The 19745-nt window shown below is 58.9% G+C and carries 11 protein-coding genes, 1 tRNA gene and 1 pseudogene; 3 read left to right on the top strand and 10 right to left on the bottom strand.

Annotated elements, in window-relative coordinates:
- Positions 1-166: 166 nt before the first annotated feature.
- The gene (metG, locus tag ACEUKI_RS08540) at positions 167-2032 is read right to left on the bottom strand and encodes a methionine--tRNA ligase (protein WP_115770479.1); all 1866 of its coding nucleotides are present in this window, start codon (positions 2030-2032) and stop codon (positions 167-169) included.
- Positions 2033-2348: 316 nt separating this feature from the next.
- On the opposite strand from metG, the gene ACEUKI_RS08535 reads away from it, so the two are divergent.
- Together ACEUKI_RS08535 and ACEUKI_RS08530 are read left to right on the top strand one after the other, a co-directional pair.
- On the top strand, positions 2349-2996 hold the full coding sequence (locus tag ACEUKI_RS08535; protein ID WP_008783207.1) for a hypothetical protein: 648 nt from the start codon (positions 2349-2351) through the stop codon (positions 2994-2996).
- Complete coding sequence (locus ACEUKI_RS08530; protein ID WP_336596060.1) at positions 2987-3364, top strand: hypothetical protein; 378 nt, start codon at positions 2987-2989, stop codon at positions 3362-3364. The genes ACEUKI_RS08535 and ACEUKI_RS08530 overlap by 10 nt, the downstream gene beginning before the upstream one ends.
- Before the next feature lie 26 nt (positions 3365-3390).
- On the opposite strand, the gene rsmI is transcribed toward ACEUKI_RS08530, so the two are convergent.
- From rsmI to ACEUKI_RS08515, 3 genes are all read right to left on the bottom strand, one after another.
- Entirely contained in the window at positions 3391-4401 is a 1011-nt protein-coding gene (gene rsmI / locus ACEUKI_RS08525; RefSeq protein WP_181896250.1) for a 16S rRNA (cytidine(1402)-2'-O)-methyltransferase, read from the bottom strand.
- Between the two features lie 329 nt (positions 4402-4730).
- Positions 4731-4803, bottom strand: a tRNA-Ala gene (locus tag ACEUKI_RS08520).
- Positions 4804-5028: 225 nt separating this feature from the next.
- Positions 5029-6447 (bottom strand): MFS transporter, encoded by a 1419-nt coding sequence (locus ACEUKI_RS08515; protein ID WP_115770481.1) that lies wholly within the window; start codon positions 6445-6447, stop codon positions 5029-5031.
- A gap of 81 nt (positions 6448-6528) precedes the next feature.
- Here ACEUKI_RS08515 and ACEUKI_RS08510 point away from each other — a divergent pair, with 81 nt between their 5' ends.
- Positions 6529-7485 (top strand): FAD:protein FMN transferase, encoded by a 957-nt coding sequence (locus tag ACEUKI_RS08510; RefSeq protein ID WP_179133559.1) that lies wholly within the window; start codon positions 6529-6531, stop codon positions 7483-7485.
- A 151-nt stretch (positions 7486-7636) separates the two neighbouring features.
- Here the strand turns inward: ACEUKI_RS08510 and ACEUKI_RS08505 are convergent, their stop codons facing one another.
- From ACEUKI_RS08505 to ACEUKI_RS08480, 6 genes and pseudogenes are all read right to left on the bottom strand, one after another.
- Complete coding sequence (locus ACEUKI_RS08505; RefSeq protein ID WP_115770602.1) at positions 7637-9466, bottom strand: ABC transporter ATP-binding protein; 1830 nt, start codon at positions 9464-9466, stop codon at positions 7637-7639.
- 183 nt (positions 9467-9649) lie between these two features.
- A pseudogene (locus ACEUKI_RS08500) lies at positions 9650-11521 on the bottom strand (ABC transporter ATP-binding protein).
- A 186-nt stretch (positions 11522-11707) separates the two neighbouring features.
- Positions 11708-12229 (bottom strand): MarR family winged helix-turn-helix transcriptional regulator, encoded by a 522-nt coding sequence (locus ACEUKI_RS08495; protein WP_115770604.1) that lies wholly within the window; start codon positions 12227-12229, stop codon positions 11708-11710.
- 275 nt (positions 12230-12504) lie between these two features.
- Positions 12505-13917 (bottom strand): RNA-binding domain-containing protein, encoded by a 1413-nt coding sequence (locus ACEUKI_RS08490; protein ID WP_251848115.1) that lies wholly within the window; start codon positions 13915-13917, stop codon positions 12505-12507.
- A gap of 337 nt (positions 13918-14254) precedes the next feature.
- Positions 14255-15778: an amino acid permease gene (locus ACEUKI_RS08485; protein WP_115770599.1), complete on the bottom strand. Its 1524-nt coding sequence runs from the start codon at positions 15776-15778 to the stop codon at positions 14255-14257.
- 187 nt (positions 15779-15965) lie between these two features.
- Complete coding sequence (locus ACEUKI_RS08480) at positions 15966-19670, bottom strand: FtsX-like permease family protein (protein ID WP_374156731.1); 3705 nt, start codon at positions 19668-19670, stop codon at positions 15966-15968.
- Positions 19671-19745: the final 75 nt, after the last annotated feature.

The following is a 19745-nucleotide window of genomic DNA, read 5'->3' as shown; positions in this document are numbered from 1 at the left end:
TCGATGCGCTTGTCTGAGAAAAGTCTTGGCAAACTGTGACGGGTTTGTAACGCCGCCCGACAACCGGCCTCGCTCTGTCGGGGCTTGGCCGCACATACGGCAACGGGCCACCTCGCAACACTTCATGTGCGAGGTGGCCCGTCAGCTACGAGCTAGCAATGCCGAATCACTCGGCGGCGAGCTTGGCCTTCTCAGCGGCCAGACGCTCGGCTTCGGCGGCACGGCGAGCAGCCAGCGCTTCATCGAAACGAGCCAGCTCCTCTTCCACGGCCTCGGTCGGAATCTTGGCGAAGATCGGTGCGGGCTTAGGCACCACGGCGCCGACCTCGATTGCCTCGCTCTTCCACGGGTGCACGTTCACACCGAGTTCGTAATCGCCGGTGATGATCGGATACGTGAAGCCGAGCTTGTCGAGATCCTCGACTTCCTTGAGCTCAGGCAGCGGCGAGAAGGTGCCGGTGCCGCCGAGCGCCTCCCACACCTTCTGTGCGGAGTGCGGCAGGAACGGCGCGAGCAGGTGGTTCGCGTCAGACACGGCCTGAGCGGCCACGTGCAGCACGGTGCCGAGACGAGCCTGGTCGTCCTTAATCTTCCACGGTTCGGTGGCGGAAATGTACTTGTTGATGTCGCCGACCACACGCATCGCCTCGGACAGGGCGTGCTTCTGGTGGTGGGTTTCGATGGAGGAGCCGACCACGTCGAACGCGGCGGAAGCCTCTTCCAGAAGGCCACGGTCTTCGTTGGTCATCGAATCCTCGTCCAGCGGCGGAATCTCGCCGAAGTTCTTGTTGATGAGGTTGGCCACGCGGTTCACTAGGTTGCCCCACGAGGAGGCGAGCTCCTCGTTGTTGTGGCGCACGAACTCGGCCCACGTGAAGTCGGAATCCGAGGATTCGGGGCCGGCCACGGAAATGTAGTAGCGCACGGCGTCCACGGGGTAGCGGGCGAGGATGTCTTTGACGTAGATCACGATGCCGCGGGAGGAGCTGAACTTCTTGCCTTCCATGGTCATGAACTCGCTGGCCACCACCTGCTCAGGCAGGTTGAGCGGACCCATCGGGCCGGTTTCGCCGCCCTTGGAGCCCTTGCCGTTGTACGCCAGCATTTCGGACGGCCAGATCTGGGAGTGGAAGGTGATGTTGTCCTTTCCCATGAAGTAGTAGGCCGGGCAGCTCGGGTCGTTCCACCATTCGCGCCACTTCTCCGGGTCGCCCTGGCGGCGGGCCCATTCGATGGAGGCCGACAGGTATCCGATCACGGCGTCGAACCACACGTACAGCTTCTTGTTCGGGTTGTCAATCCAGTCCTTCACCGGCACCGGGATACCCCAGTCGATGTCACGGGTGATGGCGCGCGGCTTGACTTCCTTGAACAGGCCGAGCGAGAAGTTGATGACGTTGGTACGCCAGCCCTTGCGGGTCTCCAGCCATGCCTTATTGGCTTCGGCGAGCGCCGGCAGGTCGAGGAAGTAGTGCTCGGTCTGCTCGAAGCGCGGGGTTTCGCCGTTAATCTTGGAGACGGGGTTGATGAGCTCGTCCGGGTCGAGCTCGTTGCCGCAGGCGTCGCACTGGTCGCCACGCGCACCTTCGGCGTGGCAAATCGGACACTCGCCCTCGATGTAGCGGTCGGGCAGGGTACGGCCGGTGGACGGGCTAATCGCCACCTGCTGGGTGCCCTTGTAGATGTAGCCGTTCTCCAAGCACTGCTTGAACATCTCCTGCACCACGTGCTCGTGGTTACCGGTGGTGGTGCGGGTGAACAGGTCGTAGCTCAGGCCGAGGTCGCACAGATCCTTGGCGATCACGCGGTTGTAACGGTTGGCCAGTTCCTGGGCAGTGAGACCTTCCTTCTCCGCCTCGACGAGAATCGGGGTGCCGTGCTCGTCGGTGCCGGACACCATGAGCACATCATTGCCCTTCATGCGCTCGTAGCGCGCGTAGACGTCGGAGGGCACACCAAATCCTGCAACGTGACCGATATGACGGGGGCCGTTTGCATACGGCCAAGCAACATTCACCAAAACATGACTCATAAGGCTTGATTATCCGGCGCGGCGGGGACACGCCCGGATAGCTGCCGCGCCGCCATCCTCATCCCACTCACCTATCCACCCGCAACTTCCCCACATACTTATCCGTACACCTCTTGCGCGCTTATCCACATACGCATTCGCACACGTATCCGCGCACCCATCCGTACGCACGCCCACGCACATCCGCACACACTTCCGCCTGCCAATATCCACCGAGTTATCCACATCATTTGCGCATCTAGTAAAGTTATGCACTTATCCACCGTTTTCGCCTATCCGGTGGCGCGCAAGCCGCATTTCTGCATATTGTTCGGTCATGGATATCACAGCAGGTCCGATGACGGACATCACAACAGTCGCCTCGCCGGCAACCGCGCAGCCTGCGGTGCCGCCGATACTGTTTACCAAGGATCTTCCGGGACCGCTCAGCCTTAACCGTCTGGCAGCCTTCGGCACGTTACGTAAGCTCGACGATTCCGCCGGCTACTGGATCGAGCATTCGGGCACACTGTATGGTCGCGCGAAAATCGTCGCGGAGGTCGCCCCGTTTGGCACTGTGGTGTGTTCGATGACCGCCGCTTGGGTATGGCTGGGAGGCCCCGACTTTCCGAGCACCATAGACGTGATTTCCACATCGCACTTCCGCTCGGCATCCGTCAGCCGCCGTATCCGCGTATTCAAAAGATTGACGTTGCCGGAGCAAATCATCAAGCTCGGCGGGCTGCCTGTCACCACGCCAGCCCGTACGGCTTGCGACCTGGTGATGAGTCCTGAAGACATCCCCGATCCTTCCACCGTCAACGCACTGGTGTGTCAGCTGATGTCCGCGTACCAGTTTCGGCCAAACGACTGTCTGCAAATCGTCAAGGAGCATCGGCATCACAAGTACGCCGGACGCGCACGCATGTTTTTTGAATCGGTGCAGCAGGAGATGGACGAACCGGCTTTGGAGCAATGCGCATGACGAGGGGGTTCATTGTCAGAGGCCATCGCAGAGGCCGCCATGCCACTCACCGTTTACGGCATTTGCGGCAGGCGCAACGGTTGCCTCGCCACGCGGCGGCGGCACACTCATCCGAATCCGCATCGCGCGCAATCTCGGATATGACCGCGCCGCCTGAACCGCCCATCAGACTTACGCCCGCGGTGGCATGTTCGCCCGATACGGATGTTGCCGTGCTCTGGCACATCGCATATCACGTGCCCGAACTGCGTAAATGGCTGGTTGCCAATCCCAAAGCCGACGCGCCTTTGCTGGAATTGGTCTCGCAGCGTGGTGGGCCCGGGATCCGGCAGGCGTTGGAAATATTGTTCGAGTCGATGGAAGCGTAACGGGGAGATAATCGCCGGCTGCTGCGCTATCCCTTGATTTTCAGCACAGCCGCATACACCTGCTTGTGATTGGCCAACGATCCGTCAGCCAGTGGATGCTCCTGCACCACTTGCGCGATGGCGTCCTTGATACGCAGGCCGTCCTCCAAAGCACGGTCGATGGAGAGCACGGCCATGTCATCCACGCTCAACGTGCTGGGCGCGGCCGCTTCGGCCTCCTCGTTGGACGCGCCGCCAATGACCAGCACCATCTCGCCACGGGGCGGATCATCAATCACACTTTGGCGAATCTCGCCAATCGGGCCGCGACGAATCTGCTCATAATCCTTGGTGAGTTCGCGGCACAGGGCCATCGGGCGATTCGGGCCGAACGCGTCCAACAGATCGTCCATCGAATCGGCAATGCGATGAGGCGTCTCGTAGAACACGATGGTGCGGCGTTCGGGCAACAGCGTGCGCAGATACTGCACGCGCTCGGAATGCTTTCGCGGTAGGAAGCCTTCGTAGCAGAAGCGGTCGGTGGGCAGGCCGGAGAGGGCGAGCGCGTCGAGCACAGCGGAGGGGCCGGGCGCGCAGGTGACGGGCAGACCACGTTCGATGGCACGGCGCACGATGGCCAAGCCGGGGTCGTTGATGGTGGGCATGCCGGCGTCGGACACGACGAGCACGGTGGCGCCGGTTTCGACCTGGTCGAGCAGGCCGTCGGCCTTGTCGCGCTCGTTGTGGTCGTGATAGGCGATGACGCGACCGTTCACATAGACGCCGAGGCGACGGGCGAGATCGTAGAGGCGGCGCGTGTCTTCGGCGGCCACGATATCGGCCCGTTCCAAGAGGGCCACCAGACGGGCGGAGGCGTCGCCAACGTTGCCGATCGGGGTTGCGGCGAGCACCACGGTGCCGGCGGGGATGGTCACGGCCGATTCGCGGGATTGGGCGACGGCGGATTCGCCGGCATGAACTTCATCATTGCGTTCAGGCACTTGCGTCACGCTACCGTCAGCGTCATACTGCTCATTCAACTCATCTGCGCTTGTCATACTCCCAGTATTGCCCATGCCACAGAGCAATCCACGACAATCCATGGCGAAATCGAGGCATTCTCCCTTTGCAGGGGCTGATTTCACATGTTCCGGAGGTCTACTTCCGTTTCAAGAGGCTCCTCATCCGGTGAAGCACCAGTACAAACGGCTTTGACGCAACGCTATTCCGCCATTTTGGCGGCGTATCTACTTGACCATCAGCCCCTCGAAACGCAAGTAGACCTCCGGCAAACCCCAAATCAGCCCCTTGAAACGCGAGATGGCAGAATTTCAACGAAAACAAATGAAAAAGACCCTCTGCGGTGGAATGAATGCAGAGGGTCTCGTGGAGCTGACGGTAGTCGAAACCGCGACCTCTTCGATGCGAACGAAGCGCTCTACCAACTGAGCTACAGCCCCTTGGATGTTACTTTGCTCCGCAAAGCAACTCGCAACAATATAGTACGGAGTGCGGTCAAACGCAATTTGACGCCGAAGTGTCGCACGCGTGTCGACACGGTAACGTTTCGGTGTCGCCGGTCGGGCCGCCGCAGGCGCAGCATCGCCCCAGCCGTCTGCCGGCGTAATAGCTCGAACTAAGACCACCACTCCGCATGGATACCGCGGCGGCACCCGGCAACGTCATCACGTCTCCAGCACGCCCAGCACCTTCTTCTCGTTGTAGAACGCGAACACGATGCCGCCCAGGCCGCACAGCACGGCCGCACACACGGCGGCGATGCGGTAGCCCGCGCCGGACGCCATGCCGATGGTGGAGACGCCGGTGAACAGCAGCATGGCCACGGACTGGCCCATCTTCATCGCAAAGGTGCGGGCCGCGTAGAACATGCCCTGACGGTCCTGGCCGGTGGTCTTGGAGCTGGCGTCGGCGATATTCGCCACGATGGCCTGCGGCAGGATACCGAACGCGGCCATCGGAATCGCGCCGACCACCGAGAGCGCCAAGCCCTGGGCCATCGCCGGAATGAAGCCGAGCGCGGCCGAACCAAGGGCGCCGGCAAATGCGAACGCACAGGTGAAGATCACGAAGGCAACCAGCAGCAGCCTCTTCTTGCCGACCTTATTGGCCAAGATATTGACCGGCAGATAGAACAGCACAGAGACGCCGGTCATGAGCACGAAGTAGATGGTCGTGGTGGTTTCCGGCAGCCTGAGCAGGCTGGTCACGAAGAACGGCAGACCGGTCTGGAAGGTGGTGATGGCCACCCAGTAGACCACGTCGGAGCATACGAACTTGCGGAATTCGCCGTCGCCGAACGTCTGCTTCAGGGATTCGATGGTCGATTCGGAGGTGGGCTGGGAGTTGACGTAGTCCTTCTCGCGGATGGCCAGCGGCGGCACCAGCATGCACACGAACGCCACGGCGGCCATGATGGTGAAGGTCACGCGGATGGCGGTGATGCGGCCCATCATCGGCACGAACGCGCCCCAAATCACCGGCGCCACGTACGCGATGGCCGTACCGGCCACCCAAGTGAAGGAGATGGCGGTGGAGATGGTGAGTTGCTGCTTGGAGTCGTGGCCGAGTTCGGCGATGAGCGCGTTGTACGGCGTGCAGTAGAACGTAAGGGCGATGTAGTAGCCGATCACGGTGACGAACAGGAACGCCGCGTTCACCCAGCTGGTGCCGTTGATCGGGCTCCAGAACACGAGCACGGTGACTACCGCGAGCGGCAGGGCGGCGAATTTCAAGAACGGCATACGGCGTCCGGATTTGGCGTCGCAACGGTCGGAGAGGGACGCCACGGCCGGGTCCACGAAGGCGTCGAAGAATCGGGCGAAGGCGGTGATGCCGCCCACCACGGTCACGATGCCGAGCACAACCAGGCCTTGTGGCACGAATACGGTCTGGCCTTGGGAGATGGTCTCCTGGTCGGGCTGATAGAAATACACGAGCCAGTTGGAGATAATGCCGGAAAGCAGTGCCCAGCCGAACTGGCCGACCGCAAACGCCCACACTTTGGCGATGGGGAGATCTTTGACGGCTGATTTCGCCGGTGCAACTTGCGTACCCGTTACACTTGCTGTAGTCGTATTGCCCATTCTCACAACCTCCGAATCAACATTGACACAGTGTCAATATCCAGTATACGCCGGCACACCATGCGTTCTACGATAGTGGGCATGACAAGTCTGACCGAGCAACTGCCATACGTATACGCTTTTCCTGATGCGTTGGGGACCGGATTACTGGTGCACACCGAGAGCGTATTGGACGATGAGATACGCGATCGTATTGGCTCGTTCATCCATGAATATGAGGTTGTATTATCTCGATTCCGCGATGATTCCATTGTCGGCCGGATGCGCACGGCCGCACATGGCGGCACGTTCGATTTTCCCGACTGGGCATCGGGTCTGTTTGGCCTGTACGACCGCCTGTTTGCGGCAACCGATGAGGCGATCGACCCGTGCGTGGGCGAGGATTTGATTCGACTTGGCTACGACGAGTCGTATTTGTTTGCGGCTACGCCCGATGCCGCTGAACATGCAGGCGCGATCCACGGACGAGCCGTTTGGTCAGCCGACGTTGAGCGGCACGGCACCACACTTATCACCCACAGCCCAGTCGCGCTCGATTTCGGTGCGTGCGGTAAGGGGTATTTGATGGATTTGCTTGCGGGGATGTTGGGTGATGGCGCGGGTCACCCTCAACCCATTCAATACGTCATCGACGCCGGGGGTGATTTGCTAGTGCACACGGACGGACCAATCACCATCGCCCTTGAAGATCCTGCCGATCCGGCCAACGCCGTAGGTACGGTCGAAATCAGTCAAGGTGCATTCTGCGCGAGCTCCCCCAGCCGCCGCCACTGGTCTGACGCCGCAGGTCACCAACTTCACCATCTGCTCAACGCCATCGACGGACTACCGGTTGACGATGTAGCCGCCACATGGGTGGCCGTCATACCGCACGCAGCATCTTTGAGCACCGCACTGGCCGACGGACTCGCCACAGCCCTGTTCACTACCTCGGCCGCCCAGTTACGCGCTCACTTCGATTTCGAATGCGCCATCCTCAACGCCAATCGTGCCGCCGCACAATCCCCCAATTTTCCGGGCGGTTTTTCCACACACTAATGTACGAAATCATCAGTATCGCATCCAGTGGAGCATTCCCTCGGACGGACCGATGGGTTGCTCCCCTCAGTCAGCTACGCTGACGGCTCCCCTCGGAGAGGGGAGCCGAGTATAGCTAATCCGCTAATCCGCTAACGCAGGAAACAATCCGTCAGCTGGTGAGCGCGAACTGGCTGTTGTAGAGGTCGGCGTAAAAACCGCCCGCCGCCAGCAGTTCGTCGTGCGTGCCGCGCTCGATCACGTCGCCGTGGTTCATGACGAGAATCATGTCGGCGTCGCGAATCGTGGAGAGGCGATGCGCGATCACAAAGCTCGCACGGCCCACGGTCAGCGCATCCATGGCCTTCTGAATCAGCTCTTCAGTACGGGTATCGACCGAGGAGGTGGCCTCGTCGAGAATCAGAATCGGCGCGTCCTGCACCATCGCGCGGGCAATGGTCAGCAGCTGCTTCTGGCCCTGGGAGAGCGACGACTTGTCATCGAGCACGGTGTCATAGCCATCCGGCAGCGAGCGGATGAAGTGGTCGAGGCCCACGGCCTTGCACGCATCCTCGATTTGCTTGTTGGTCACGCCAGGCTTGGAGTAGGCGATGTTCTCGCGCACAGTGCCGCGGAACACCCACGTACCCTGCAGCACCATGGAGAACTGGTCGTGCACGTTCCAGCGCGGCACGGACTTGGTGTCCACGCCGTCAATCGAAATCGAACCGCCGGAAATCTCGTAGAAGCGCATCAGCAGGTTGACCATGGTGGTCTTGCCGGCACCGGTCGGGCCGACGATGGCGACCTTCTGACCGGCCGAGACTGAAGCGGAGAAGTCGTTGATAATCGGCTTGCCCGGCTCGTAGCCGAACCGCACGTGGCTGAATTCCACGTCGCCCTTCACTTCGTGGCCGTTGGCCCCAAGCAAAGCGGACTTGCCGGATTCGTCTTCCATCTCCGGCTCTTCAAGGAAGCCGAACACGCGCTCGGCGGCGGCCGCGCAGCGCTGCAGGTTCTGGAAGGCCTGCGCAAACTGCGAAAGCGGCTGAGTGAACAGGCGGACATACATCATGAACGCCACGATCACGCCGAACTCGATCTGCCCGTCGAGCGCGAGCGCCGCGCCCACCACGCACACCACCACGTAGCCGAAGTTGCCCACGAAATTCATGAGCGGCATCATCAGGCCGGAGAGGAACTGCGACTTCCAGCCGGACTCGTAGAGGTCCGAGTTGTACTTCTCGAAGCGACGAATCGAATCGGCCTCGCCGTTGTATGCCTTGACGATGAGGTGACCGGCGTACATCTCCTCCACGTGGCCGTTGACGTCGCCCAGCGCCATCTGCTGCCGGGCGAAGTACTTCTGGGAGGACTTCATGATGGCCATCATGACGATCAGGCCGATGAGGCTGGCACCGATGGCGCACAGGGTCATGATCACGTTGTTGTAGAACATCATCACCAGCGCGCCCACGAACAGCGTCACCGAGGTAATCAGCGAGCCGAGCGACTGCCCCAGCGTCTGGCCGATGGCGTCCACATCGTTGGTGATGCGGGACAGCACGTCGCCGTAGCTGACCTTGTCGAAGTATTTGAGCGGCAGTTTGTTGATTTTGACCGAGATCGATTCGCGCAGTCGCTGGGCGGTGCGCTGGGTGACGTTGGCCATCATCCAGCTTTGCACGTAGCCGAGCACGGCGTAGCCCACGTACAGGGCCACCAAAGTCCAGGCGATACGGCCGACCGCATTGAAATCGACCGAGTTCATCACCGGCTTGCCGTTAACGATGGCAGGCAGGCCCTTGACGATTTCGTTGGTCATGTCCTTGAGCTTGTCCGGGCCGATGATCTGGCAGACGGTGCCGGCCGCGCCCAGGATGAGCGCGATGATGATGACGGGAAGATAGTTGCGGCAATAGTTCACGAGCTTGCCCATGACTTTGCCGAAGTCGTTGGGCTTTTCGGTGGTGCGCCCACCGCCCATTGGTCCTCTTGGCATTTGTGTTACTCCTTAAAAGTCCGTATTGACCTCCCTCTGATGAGGGAGGTGGCGCGAAGCGCCGGAGGGAGAGAAGCCGTACGCGACTACCCCTCAGTCAGCTGTGCTGTTTTATTCGCTCGCTTATCAGCTCGCCTTCGCCTGGGAACAGCCCCTGACATGGGGAGCTACTGCTGCCGCCCCCTACGCCGTAAGCTCCGACTGGCTGAGCTGGGATTCGGCGATCTGGCGGTACACGTCGCAGTTGTCGAGCAGTTCCTTGTGCGTGCCCTGACCCACGACCTTGCCGTCGTCGAGCACGACGATGCGATCGGCGTTCATGATGGTGCCAATGCGCTGGGCCACGATGAGCTTGGTGGAATCCTTGGCCTCGCGGGCGAGCGCGTCGCGCACTTCGCGGTCGGTCTTGAAGTCGAGCGCGGAGAACGAGTCGTCGAAAATCAGGATTTCCGGATGACGGTACACCGCGCGCGCAATCGACAGACGCTGCTTCTGGCCGCCGGACACGTTCGATCCGCCCTGAGCGATCGCGGCGGAATACCCGCCGTCCATACGCTCCACGAATTCGCTGGCCTGGGCCACATCGGCCGCGGCCTTGATGCGATTCAGCTGCTCGGCCGGCATATCGGCACCTTCCGCAGCCTTGCCAGCGGCGATCAACGCGGCCTCGCGCTTGCGCCCGGCCGGGGTGGAGGTATCGGCCATCTCGACGTCCGCCGATTCGCCCGGCCGATCGCCGTAGCTCACGTTGGAGGCCACGGTGCCCTTGAACAGCACGGACTGCTGCGGCACGTAGCCGATCTTGTCGCGCAGGGCCTTCAGGTCGTAGTCGCGTACGTCCACGCCGTCGACCAACACCTGGCCTTGGCTGGTGTCATAGAAGCGCGGCACGAGATTGATAAGAGACGACTTGCCGGAGCCGGTGGAGCCGATGAACGCCACCATCTGGCCCTGCTCGGCGGTGAAGTTGATGCCTTCCAGCATCGCCTCGCGCGAATCCGGGTAGGTGAAGCTGACGTTGCGGAATTCCACGGTGCCCCTCTGGCCGGTTTTGGCCACGTCGGCGGCGGTTTTGGTGCCGTTCTCGACGATTGGCTCAGTGTCGAGCACCTCCATGATGCGCTGCGCGGACACGTCGGCGCGCGGCCAGAGCACGAACACCATGCTCATGAGCAGGAAGCTCATGATGACCTGCACGGAGTAGTTAGAGAACACGACCATGTTGGAGAACACGGTGAGCTTGTCCTTGAGCCCGGCGGCGTCGATGAGGTAAGCGCCGATCCAGTAGACGGCGAGCATCAGGCCGTTCAGGACGGTGTTCATCAACGGCATCATGAACGCCATGACGCGGTTGGTGAACAGCTGGGTCTCGGTGAGGTCCTTGTTGGCCTTGGTGAATTTGGCTTCCTGGTAGTCCTCGACATTGTAGGCGCGCACCACGCGCAGGCCGGTGAGGTTCTCGCGGGCCACGAGGTTGATGTTGTCGGTGAGCTACTGCATGGCCTTGAACTTCGGCATGACCATGGCCATCATGACGGTGATGGACACCAGCAGAATCACCACGGAGATGCCGGTGGCAAGCGTCCATTCGAAGCCTTCACCGGCGATCTTGCACACGGCCCATACTGCCATAATCGGCGATTTGACGATGAGCTGCAGGCCTATGGTGATGAACATCTGCACCTGCGTGACGTCGTTGGTGGAGCGGGTGATGAGGCTGGCCGTGGAGAACTTGCTCATCTCGGCCGGGCCGAAGGACTCGACCTTGCGAAATTCGAGCGAGCGCAGACGCTGGGTGAACGAGGCGGCCACGCGCGCAGCGATGTAGCCGGTGATGATGGCACACGCCACGGATCCGAGCGAGATGAGCAGCATCTTGCCGCCGGCAATCCAGATGTCCCTCATTTCGCTGCCCGGCGTCTCGACCAAGGTGGTGATATCTGACATATAGTCGGGCAGTTTCAGGTCGAAGTAGACCTGCCCGACGATGGTCACCAGGGCGATGAGCATCTGACCGATCTCCGCTTTGGAGAGGTATTTCATGATGCGAAACATTGGTTTCCCCTTGTGTTGGTTGGGTTGGTTATTGGTTATTGACGATTGGTTCTTAAGTTGGCTGGGTTATCAGCGATTATCGGTTCACGATGTCTTAATAGTTTCCATTGTATGATTACTTACACTGTGAGATATTACGCGCACTTCTGTATGTTCGCTGTGAGCGTCCTCAATTAGCCTTGCCGATTAGTTCTCCGCGCGCTTAGCTGCCATGTGTTCAGCCACGCGCTTGTCCCGCTCCACGAATGCCTCACGCACCTGTTCAGCAGTCGGCCGAGGCTGCCCCGGATGGCAAATCGACATATATGTGGTGAACTCAGACACCAGGTCAACGAATTCGCGCGTGCGCCGCTCCCCCATTTGCGAGAAAATCCAGCAAATCGCGGAACGCATTTCCTCTATCATCCGATGAGACTGCTCGCGCCCGGAATCAGTAAGATTCACGCGAATGATGCGCCGATCTTTGGGGTCAATGTCACGCGTGACCCAGCCCTTCTTCTCCAGAGACGACAGCACGGTGGAGATACGTCCGGAGCTTGCTCGCAGCGCCGACGCCAATTGCGATGGCGTTTGCGTCCCCTTCATGGACAGCTCCCGGAGCACGAACTGCTCACCATGGGCTCCACGAGTGAATTCCCTCTGCATTGTCGAACGATTACCCCACACGCTGGCATACAGTTCACTAACTGCTTCCTGCTCAAATCCCATAAGAGCACCATCCATTTCCATTCGCTACACGGCAGAGCGCCGCAAACATCCCAAGAATATCTCACACACCGTAAACAATTCACTACTAGAAGCTATTCCAGAAATGCACAACGCACACACTCCAAGCTCTTTGAGATTCTGAAAGCCGCATAGATATTCACTTTGGGGCGTCATCTAAAAGTCATGAGCCATTCGAATTGCGCTGGCCCAATCGCTACGAATCATATTTGCCGTAGCCCTTAAGTGAATCCCACTGCATCGAGATATCGCGCCCGCTATCCCTTCCGATAACGCCGACCACGCGTGTTGCCTTCAGCAATCATCTTTCCTTGCGCAACTAAACCGTTTAGGAATTTGCGGACTGTTCTGTTATCGAGCTCTGTTGTCTTGGCGAGTTCAGGTACAGTCACATAGTCGACCTCTGTCAAGCGTTGATTCATCGCCGACAGCATCGCTGTCCGCGAATCAATCTCACCCGATGCGGTTGCATCTGCTTTCTTACCATCCACGGTCTTCAGCGCAGGAACAATAGGAATCGTCGCCTCGAATATGTCACCATCGCGGAACTCAGGCTCTCGCTCAGTATATTGCCGGGACGCTCTTATCAGATTCCGTAGTCCGCTACCCAGCTGCTCGGCTATGCCAGTCTGCACAAACACATTAGCGATAATCGGATTCTTTGGCATTGGCGTGAACTCGCCCAGCTTCATTCGACCTTCAAAGAACGAGCGCGAAGCATTAACCGTCCGGATGGATTCATTATCAATGGTGACACGCGCCACCACCGGACTGGAATACTCCCGATGCATGAGGCTGTTTGCCACCAACTCACGGGCGGTCATCGTACGCGGGCTCACTCGCTTATCGCCCTTTAACACAAAGCGGTCAGGCAGATTCCGCTCAGTAAATTCACGGAGTTGCTCGTACGAATCGAGCAAGTTGGTCCGCACCATAAGTCGGTCATCGTATCGGTCAATATTGTCTCGCCGAACCACGGCATCAGTAATATACGCTGGGCAAACCGAGGAAATGACTTCATCCTTGCCCAAGAGCAGCACTGCAGCAAGATTAAAGCCCTCTTCGCCGGTCGTGTAATCACGATCGTATAGCTTGGCGCTGCGGAACAGTTCTTCGTCGGACATAGTTCCCCAAGGGTGCCCAGCTCGCTGAGCAACCGCCAGCTGCCGCATTCGCGCAATCAGCTCAGGACGCAAATCAAACGGAGTCACGTAACGGAAAATCCGCCGTTCGGAATAGTAGTTCTGCTTGCGAATATACATTTGACTAATCTGGATATCTCTTTCGATACGCGTATCCACATCAGCAATACGATCAAACACTGCGCCCTTGAACCGTACAACCGAAGAACTCGGAGCTACCCAAATACGAACAACAATCCGTTCGTCGTACTCGATATGTTCCGTTTCCACCATTGGAGCCGGTTCGAACATTTTACGATTAGACACTACGTTGACAACGTTGCGCTCTACCTCACTAACGCGCTTAGAATCGACGCCGAGCACTTGACCGTCATCGTCAACGCCAAGATAAATGCTGCCACCAGAACGATTGGCGAATGAACATACAGTCTCAAAAGTATCCGCATGAGGCAATTCACTGCAGCGCTTGAACTCGACCATGGATGATTCACCGGCCTGCAGCACTTGCATAAGTTCATCCTGCGTCATCGCATTCCGCCCTTCATAGCGATAATTCATACATTAGGACATGGCACTTATCGTATTTTAGCATCTAATTAGGACATTGTTTTATGTCCTAATGTACTAATCAGGCGGCTAATTGTACTAATACTTGCGCACTAATGTACTAATTTGATGATCGAATGTACTAATTGTCCGCGCAAATGTACTAATTGGATGACCGAATGTATCAATGAGACCTATAGGCAGCCGATTGGCTGACGATCAGCCCAGTCATTGACTATCGGCCGCTAGCCAGCCAGCCGCCAACAGCCACCAGCCACCAGCCACCAACTAATAGCCGCCAGCCAATCAGCCCGTTCAATCACTCCTTGTGTTCCAGCGAGGCCTTCAAATCGCGGCTACGGTAGCGTTCGCGCAGCATCGAGAATCCACCGAAGCCCACAAGCCACACCAGGCCGGCAATCGCGGAATTGCGCGTATCGTCCGCAAGGAACAACGTCAGGTAGATGAACACGAAGAACACGATTGCCACCGTATTGAGCACCTTCCAAGCGGGCATGACGAAACCGTCCGGAATGAAATCAGCGGAGCGACGGTACTTGCGGTGTGCCACCAGCGTCAGAATGTAGATAAACAGGAACACTGCGGAGCTGGCGGACGAGAACAGCACGAACGCTCCGGACACGCCGGGGATAGCGTTGACAATCGGCGAAAGCAGAATCAGCACCGCGGACACCAGAATCGCACGAGCCGGCACCTTGCGGTCGGACACCTGACCGATTTTGTTGAGCGTCGGGCTCGGCGACTCCTCGGCCAGCTGGTACAGGTGGCGGCCAGCCGAGTACAGCAGCGAGTTCAGCGCGGAAGATGCGGCGGTAATCACCACGAAAAACACCAGCGCAGACGCCCAATTCAGCCCGGCGTACTGGAACACCATAATGAACGGGGAGGCGAAGGAGCCGTCCTTGTTCGGCTTGAACGAGGTCCACGGCACAATGCACATGATGGCCGCCAGTGCGCCCACATAGAAGATGAGCACGCGCACGATAATCTCGTTGATGGCCTTGGGCAGCACCTTGCGCGGGTTCTTGGTCTCGGAGACGGTGACGCCCACGAATTCAATCATTTCGTAGGCGAAGAACACCATCTGGAAGCTCATGAGGAAGGCCATCCAGCCGTTCGGCGCGAACGAGAAGTTGGCGAACAGGTTGTCGAATCCGGCGTGGCCGGCCGGGCTCACGTGGTCCACGCCATGAATCTGCACGGCTGGGTAATGGTAGCCGATCACGATCATGGCCACGGCGGTGGCGATCATCGCGCAAATCAGCGTGATCTTAATCATCGAGAACCAGAATTCCACCTCGCCGAACACCTTGACGGCAATCAGGTTGATGGAGACCAGCACCACGAGGAAGCACAGTTCGATCAGCCATTTCCAATGGGTCAGGTCGATGCCGAACGTGTCGAAGAAGGTGATGAAGTATGTGGAGACGGCCGTGATCTCAGTCATGCCGAGCAGCACGAGCGCGGCCCAGTACGTCCAGCCGGCGAAGTGCCCCCATCCGTTGCCCAGGTAGCGGGTGACGAAGTTGATGAAGGTGTGCTGGCTGGGGTCACGGTACATCATTTCGCCGATGGCGCGCATCAGGAAGAACATGATGACACCGACCAGAATGTACACGAAAATGATCGAGGGGCCGGTTAGCGAGATCGACTTGCCCGAGCCCAGGAACAGGCCGGTGCCGATGGTGCCGCCAATGGCGATGAACTGTACGTGGCGGTTGCTCAGGCCACGCTCCATCTCGTTGGTCTGGTCCAGGCTTTCGACAGACCTAAGTTTGCCCGTAGCCTGCTGTGTACCACCATTCACATTCGTATCGGCCATACTGATTTCATTTCTCTTCTCTGCCGCCCGATTGTTACGCACCAGACGCGATACTCGTTCAAAACAAGTTCAGACTGTATCACCGAAATATGTCACGAAAACCGCTCAGCTCAAGAATACATGCGATGATACTGTAAATATTCCGCCAAAAAGTTCAATCCACCAACACCAAATTGAACTTCTACCTCTATTCCACGGACTTGAGCGAGCTGACCGGGTCTACGCGATCGAGCACTGGGTTGGTGAACAGCTGCACCAGCAGCGCGAACGCCAGCGTCGCCACCACGGCAATCGCATAGCTGTACCAGCGCACTTCCACTTCGAAATACAGCGACGGCATATTCAACGCAGCAGTCAGTAATCCGTCTATCCACCTGCCAAGCGGCAGACCAACCACCACACCCATACCGGTCAATATCATCATCTCGCGGTTCACGTAGTTGTGCACCTCGCGGTCATAGAAGCCCAGCACCTTCAGTGTGGCCATCTCGCGGATGCGTTCGGACACGTTCGTATTGGCCAACGTAAACAGCACCACCAGCGCCAGGCCGCCGGCGAGCCCCACAATCAGCGCCACCACGGCACCCATCAAATCGAACTTAAACGTGGCGGCTAGATGCGCACAGCTCACGGCCTTGAGCACCGACGATTCCTCGCCCAACCGATCCGCATATTCGGCCTGTTCGGTCTCGGAACCTTTCAGCTTGGCGAGCATCGCGTTCCACGTCAAGGTCGAGGCAGTGCCATCTCCCGAAGCCGAAGACGTCACACCGTCGGCCGCAAACTTCTGGTCGTACAGTCGCTCACTGATGTACACATCAGAGCCAATAAGATTGCGCGTCACGGCCGCGACCTGCACCTTGGCCCGGCTGCTGCCGCCATTGCCCAGCGTGACGGTGTCGCCGGCATGAATATTCAGCGAGTTGGCGGCGGACTGCGACACAATCACGCCACTATCGTCCAGCGCTACAGTGCCGCCACCCGCTTTGCCGAAGATATTGGGCAGTCCGAACCATTCATCATCGCCGGTTTGTTCCAACGTGACCATATCGTTCAAGATATTCAGCGAATCGTTGGGCACGGTCATCAGCTGCACGGTTTCGCTTTCCTGCGCTGCATTGCTCATCTCGCCGCTATCCACGCGCAGATTCAGCGTTTCGGTGGCCTGGCCATCTTTTGCCACCTGCTTGCGCATCGCGGCGGCGTCATCGTCATTGGCCACCACCATCAAGTCATACTGGTAGATCTGCCCATATTGCTTGACGCCAGTCGTGTCGACGGTGTCGTTAATCGCAAATCCGCAGATAATCAGCGCTGTGCAACCAGCCACGCCGCCCACGGTCATAATCAAACGCGACTTGAATCGGAAGATATTGCGCGCAGTGACTTTGCCGAGGAAGTTCAGCCGGCTCCATACCGGGCGAATCCGCTCCAACAATATGCGAGCGCCCGCCTTCGGCGCCTTCGGCCGCATCAGCGCGGCGGGCGTGTGCCGTATCTCCTCGCGGCAGGCGAGCGCGGTGACCACGCCCACACCGACCACGAACAGCACGATGCCGGCCGAGCCGTACAGCCAGTCGTATTCAAGCCGCACACCGGGCAATATATACAGTCCCTCAATCACCACCAGCAGGAATGCCGGGATGCCGAGGAATCCGACCAGCAGACCGATGCCGCCGCCGACCAAGCAGGCGAGCAACGCGAACAGCAGATACCGGCTGGACACGGCGAGTCCGCCATAGCCGAGTCCAAGGTAGGTGCCGATAAGTCCGCGATCTTCCTCGACCATGCGGGTCATGGTGGTCAGGCTCATGAGCACGGCGACCAGCAGGAACACAATCGGGAATGCGCGGCCGATGGATTCGATGGAACTGACATCTGATTTGAGCGCGCTGAATCCGTCGATCGAAGCGCGCGTCTGCACATACCAACGTGCGTTGGCCACATCGTCGATGCGCCGTTGCTGCTTGGCGAATTCGCTTTCCGCTTCGCTTCGCTTCGCATCGAGTGCAGACTGCGCATCATCCAGTTTCGCCTTGCCGTCCGCGAGCTGTTGTTCGCCTTCTTTCAGCTGCCGCTCGCCTTCTTCAAGCTGCTGCTTGCCGCTGGCCAGTTGGGCGGCCTGCGCTTCAAGTTGCGCCGACTGGGTTTCGAGGGTTGCGGCATTCGCTTCGAGTTCCGCGGATTTGGTATTGAGCTGTGCCTCTCCTGCAGCCGCTTCCTGTTCCTTGGCGGTCAGTTGCGCGTTCTGCTGGTCCAAGGTGGATTGTGCGGGGGCAATGGTTTCGTTTAATGTGCGCTGCAAATCGGCTTTCTGCTGGGCCAGACTGTCTCGCTGCGTTTGCAGTTCCGTTTGCTTGGCGGTCAGCTGTTGCCGCAGATCGCTGATTGACGGCACTTCAGGCACGGTAATGCCAAGGCACGCGAGCAGTTGCTTGATGGCCTGCCATGTGGGTGAGTTGAAGTCGATATTCGGGTCAAGTTGCGCCAGTAGATTGTTGGCCTGTTGAATCAGGGGCAGCATCTGATCAATTTGCGCCACGCCTTGGTCGATTTGGGTAATGCCCTGTTCGATTTTCGTGCGATTGGCGGTCAGTTCCGTTTGCGCCGCATCGAGCTGTTTGCGAGCCGAGGTGAGCTGCGTTTTGCCTGATTCGAGCTGGGTGCGCGCTTCGGCTATCTGCTGGCGACCTTGCGCGATCTGTTGACGGGCCGATGCAATCTGCGCACGTCCATCGGCGAGCTGCCGTTCGCCATCGGTAATGGTTGTCCTGTTGTTCTCCAATTCGGTACGGCTATCTTGCAATGTCGTTTCGTTGGCTTCCAGCTCGGCCCAGTTGTCGTCGATCTGCTTCTGGGCTTCGTCCAGCTGCTCGTTGGCCTCGTCTTTGGCATCGTCCAGTTTGCGCTGCGCGCTGGAGACGATCTGTTGACGACGGGCTTTCTGGCGTGTGGTCTGTATCTGATGTTCGATACGGTCGGCCACGGTTTTGACGGCTTCATCATAGGCATCGGAAAACGTGTCAAAATCGGACGCACCGGTGACGGCAATCGATATCGCAGTGTATATATTGCCGGTCACGCCGTCGCTGGGTGCAAAGAACGTATAGTCCTCGGATGAGGTGGACCGGAAGGAGGTCATGCCCGAATAACCGTCTGGATTGCTGAGGTCGCGCGGGTCGAGCACGACACCGGTGATGGTGAGTTTCGTGGGGAACTGCGGGGATTGCTCGGCGGCGTCCGTATTGGCGTCGGACTTCGCATCGGATGCCGAGGCATTGGCGGCGACACCTACCGTATCGGCATTATTGGAATCGTCATTGGAATCATCATTGGCATCGTCAGTCTCCGTGGCCGCTACCGATATGACGGATGAAGAGGCGTCTTGTGGCGTCACAGTAATGGTGCCGCCAATCTTGAGTCCGCTATCGTTCAGGAATTGCTGCGTAACCGCCACTTCGCCGGCCTTGTTCGGCAGTTTGCCTTGTTGCAGGTACGGCTGATCAAGCCCCTCGGTACCGATTTCCTGCATGGTCACGGTTTTCTTGGTGCCGTCCACCAATGTGGTCACCGTCTGAGAACGTTCGGGCTGCACGGTTTGCACACCGTCGATTCGGCGCAGTGCCGCTGCATCATCATCGGTCAGGCCGTATGTGGATAGCACCTGCAGGTCATGCAGTCCCTGCTGATCGTAAAAACGACCGGCCGCCAGAAAAGCATCGCGGCATCCGGCGTAGATGCCGGTCAGCACGGCCACGCCAAGCAGCGTAATGACGGCGATCGAGACGAACCTCTTCCAGCTGCGCAGCCAGCAACGCAACGTATCTCTGGCAAATACCGCAGAAACGCCCGCTCCTCGACCGCCGCTATCGTCGAGGTTCCGCCGTTTCACAGAATGTTTCACGGGTTGTTTCACAAGTTGTTTCACGGGGCGTTTCACAGAGTGTCTTGCAGCGAGCATCGCCAA

The organism is Bifidobacterium sp. 2450, assembly GCF_041900695.1.
Lineage (GTDB): Bacteria > Actinomycetota > Actinomycetes > Actinomycetales > Bifidobacteriaceae > Bifidobacterium > Bifidobacterium longum.
The sequence above is the reverse complement of the archived record's forward strand: the minus strand, read 5'-3'. Positions and strand labels throughout refer to the sequence as shown.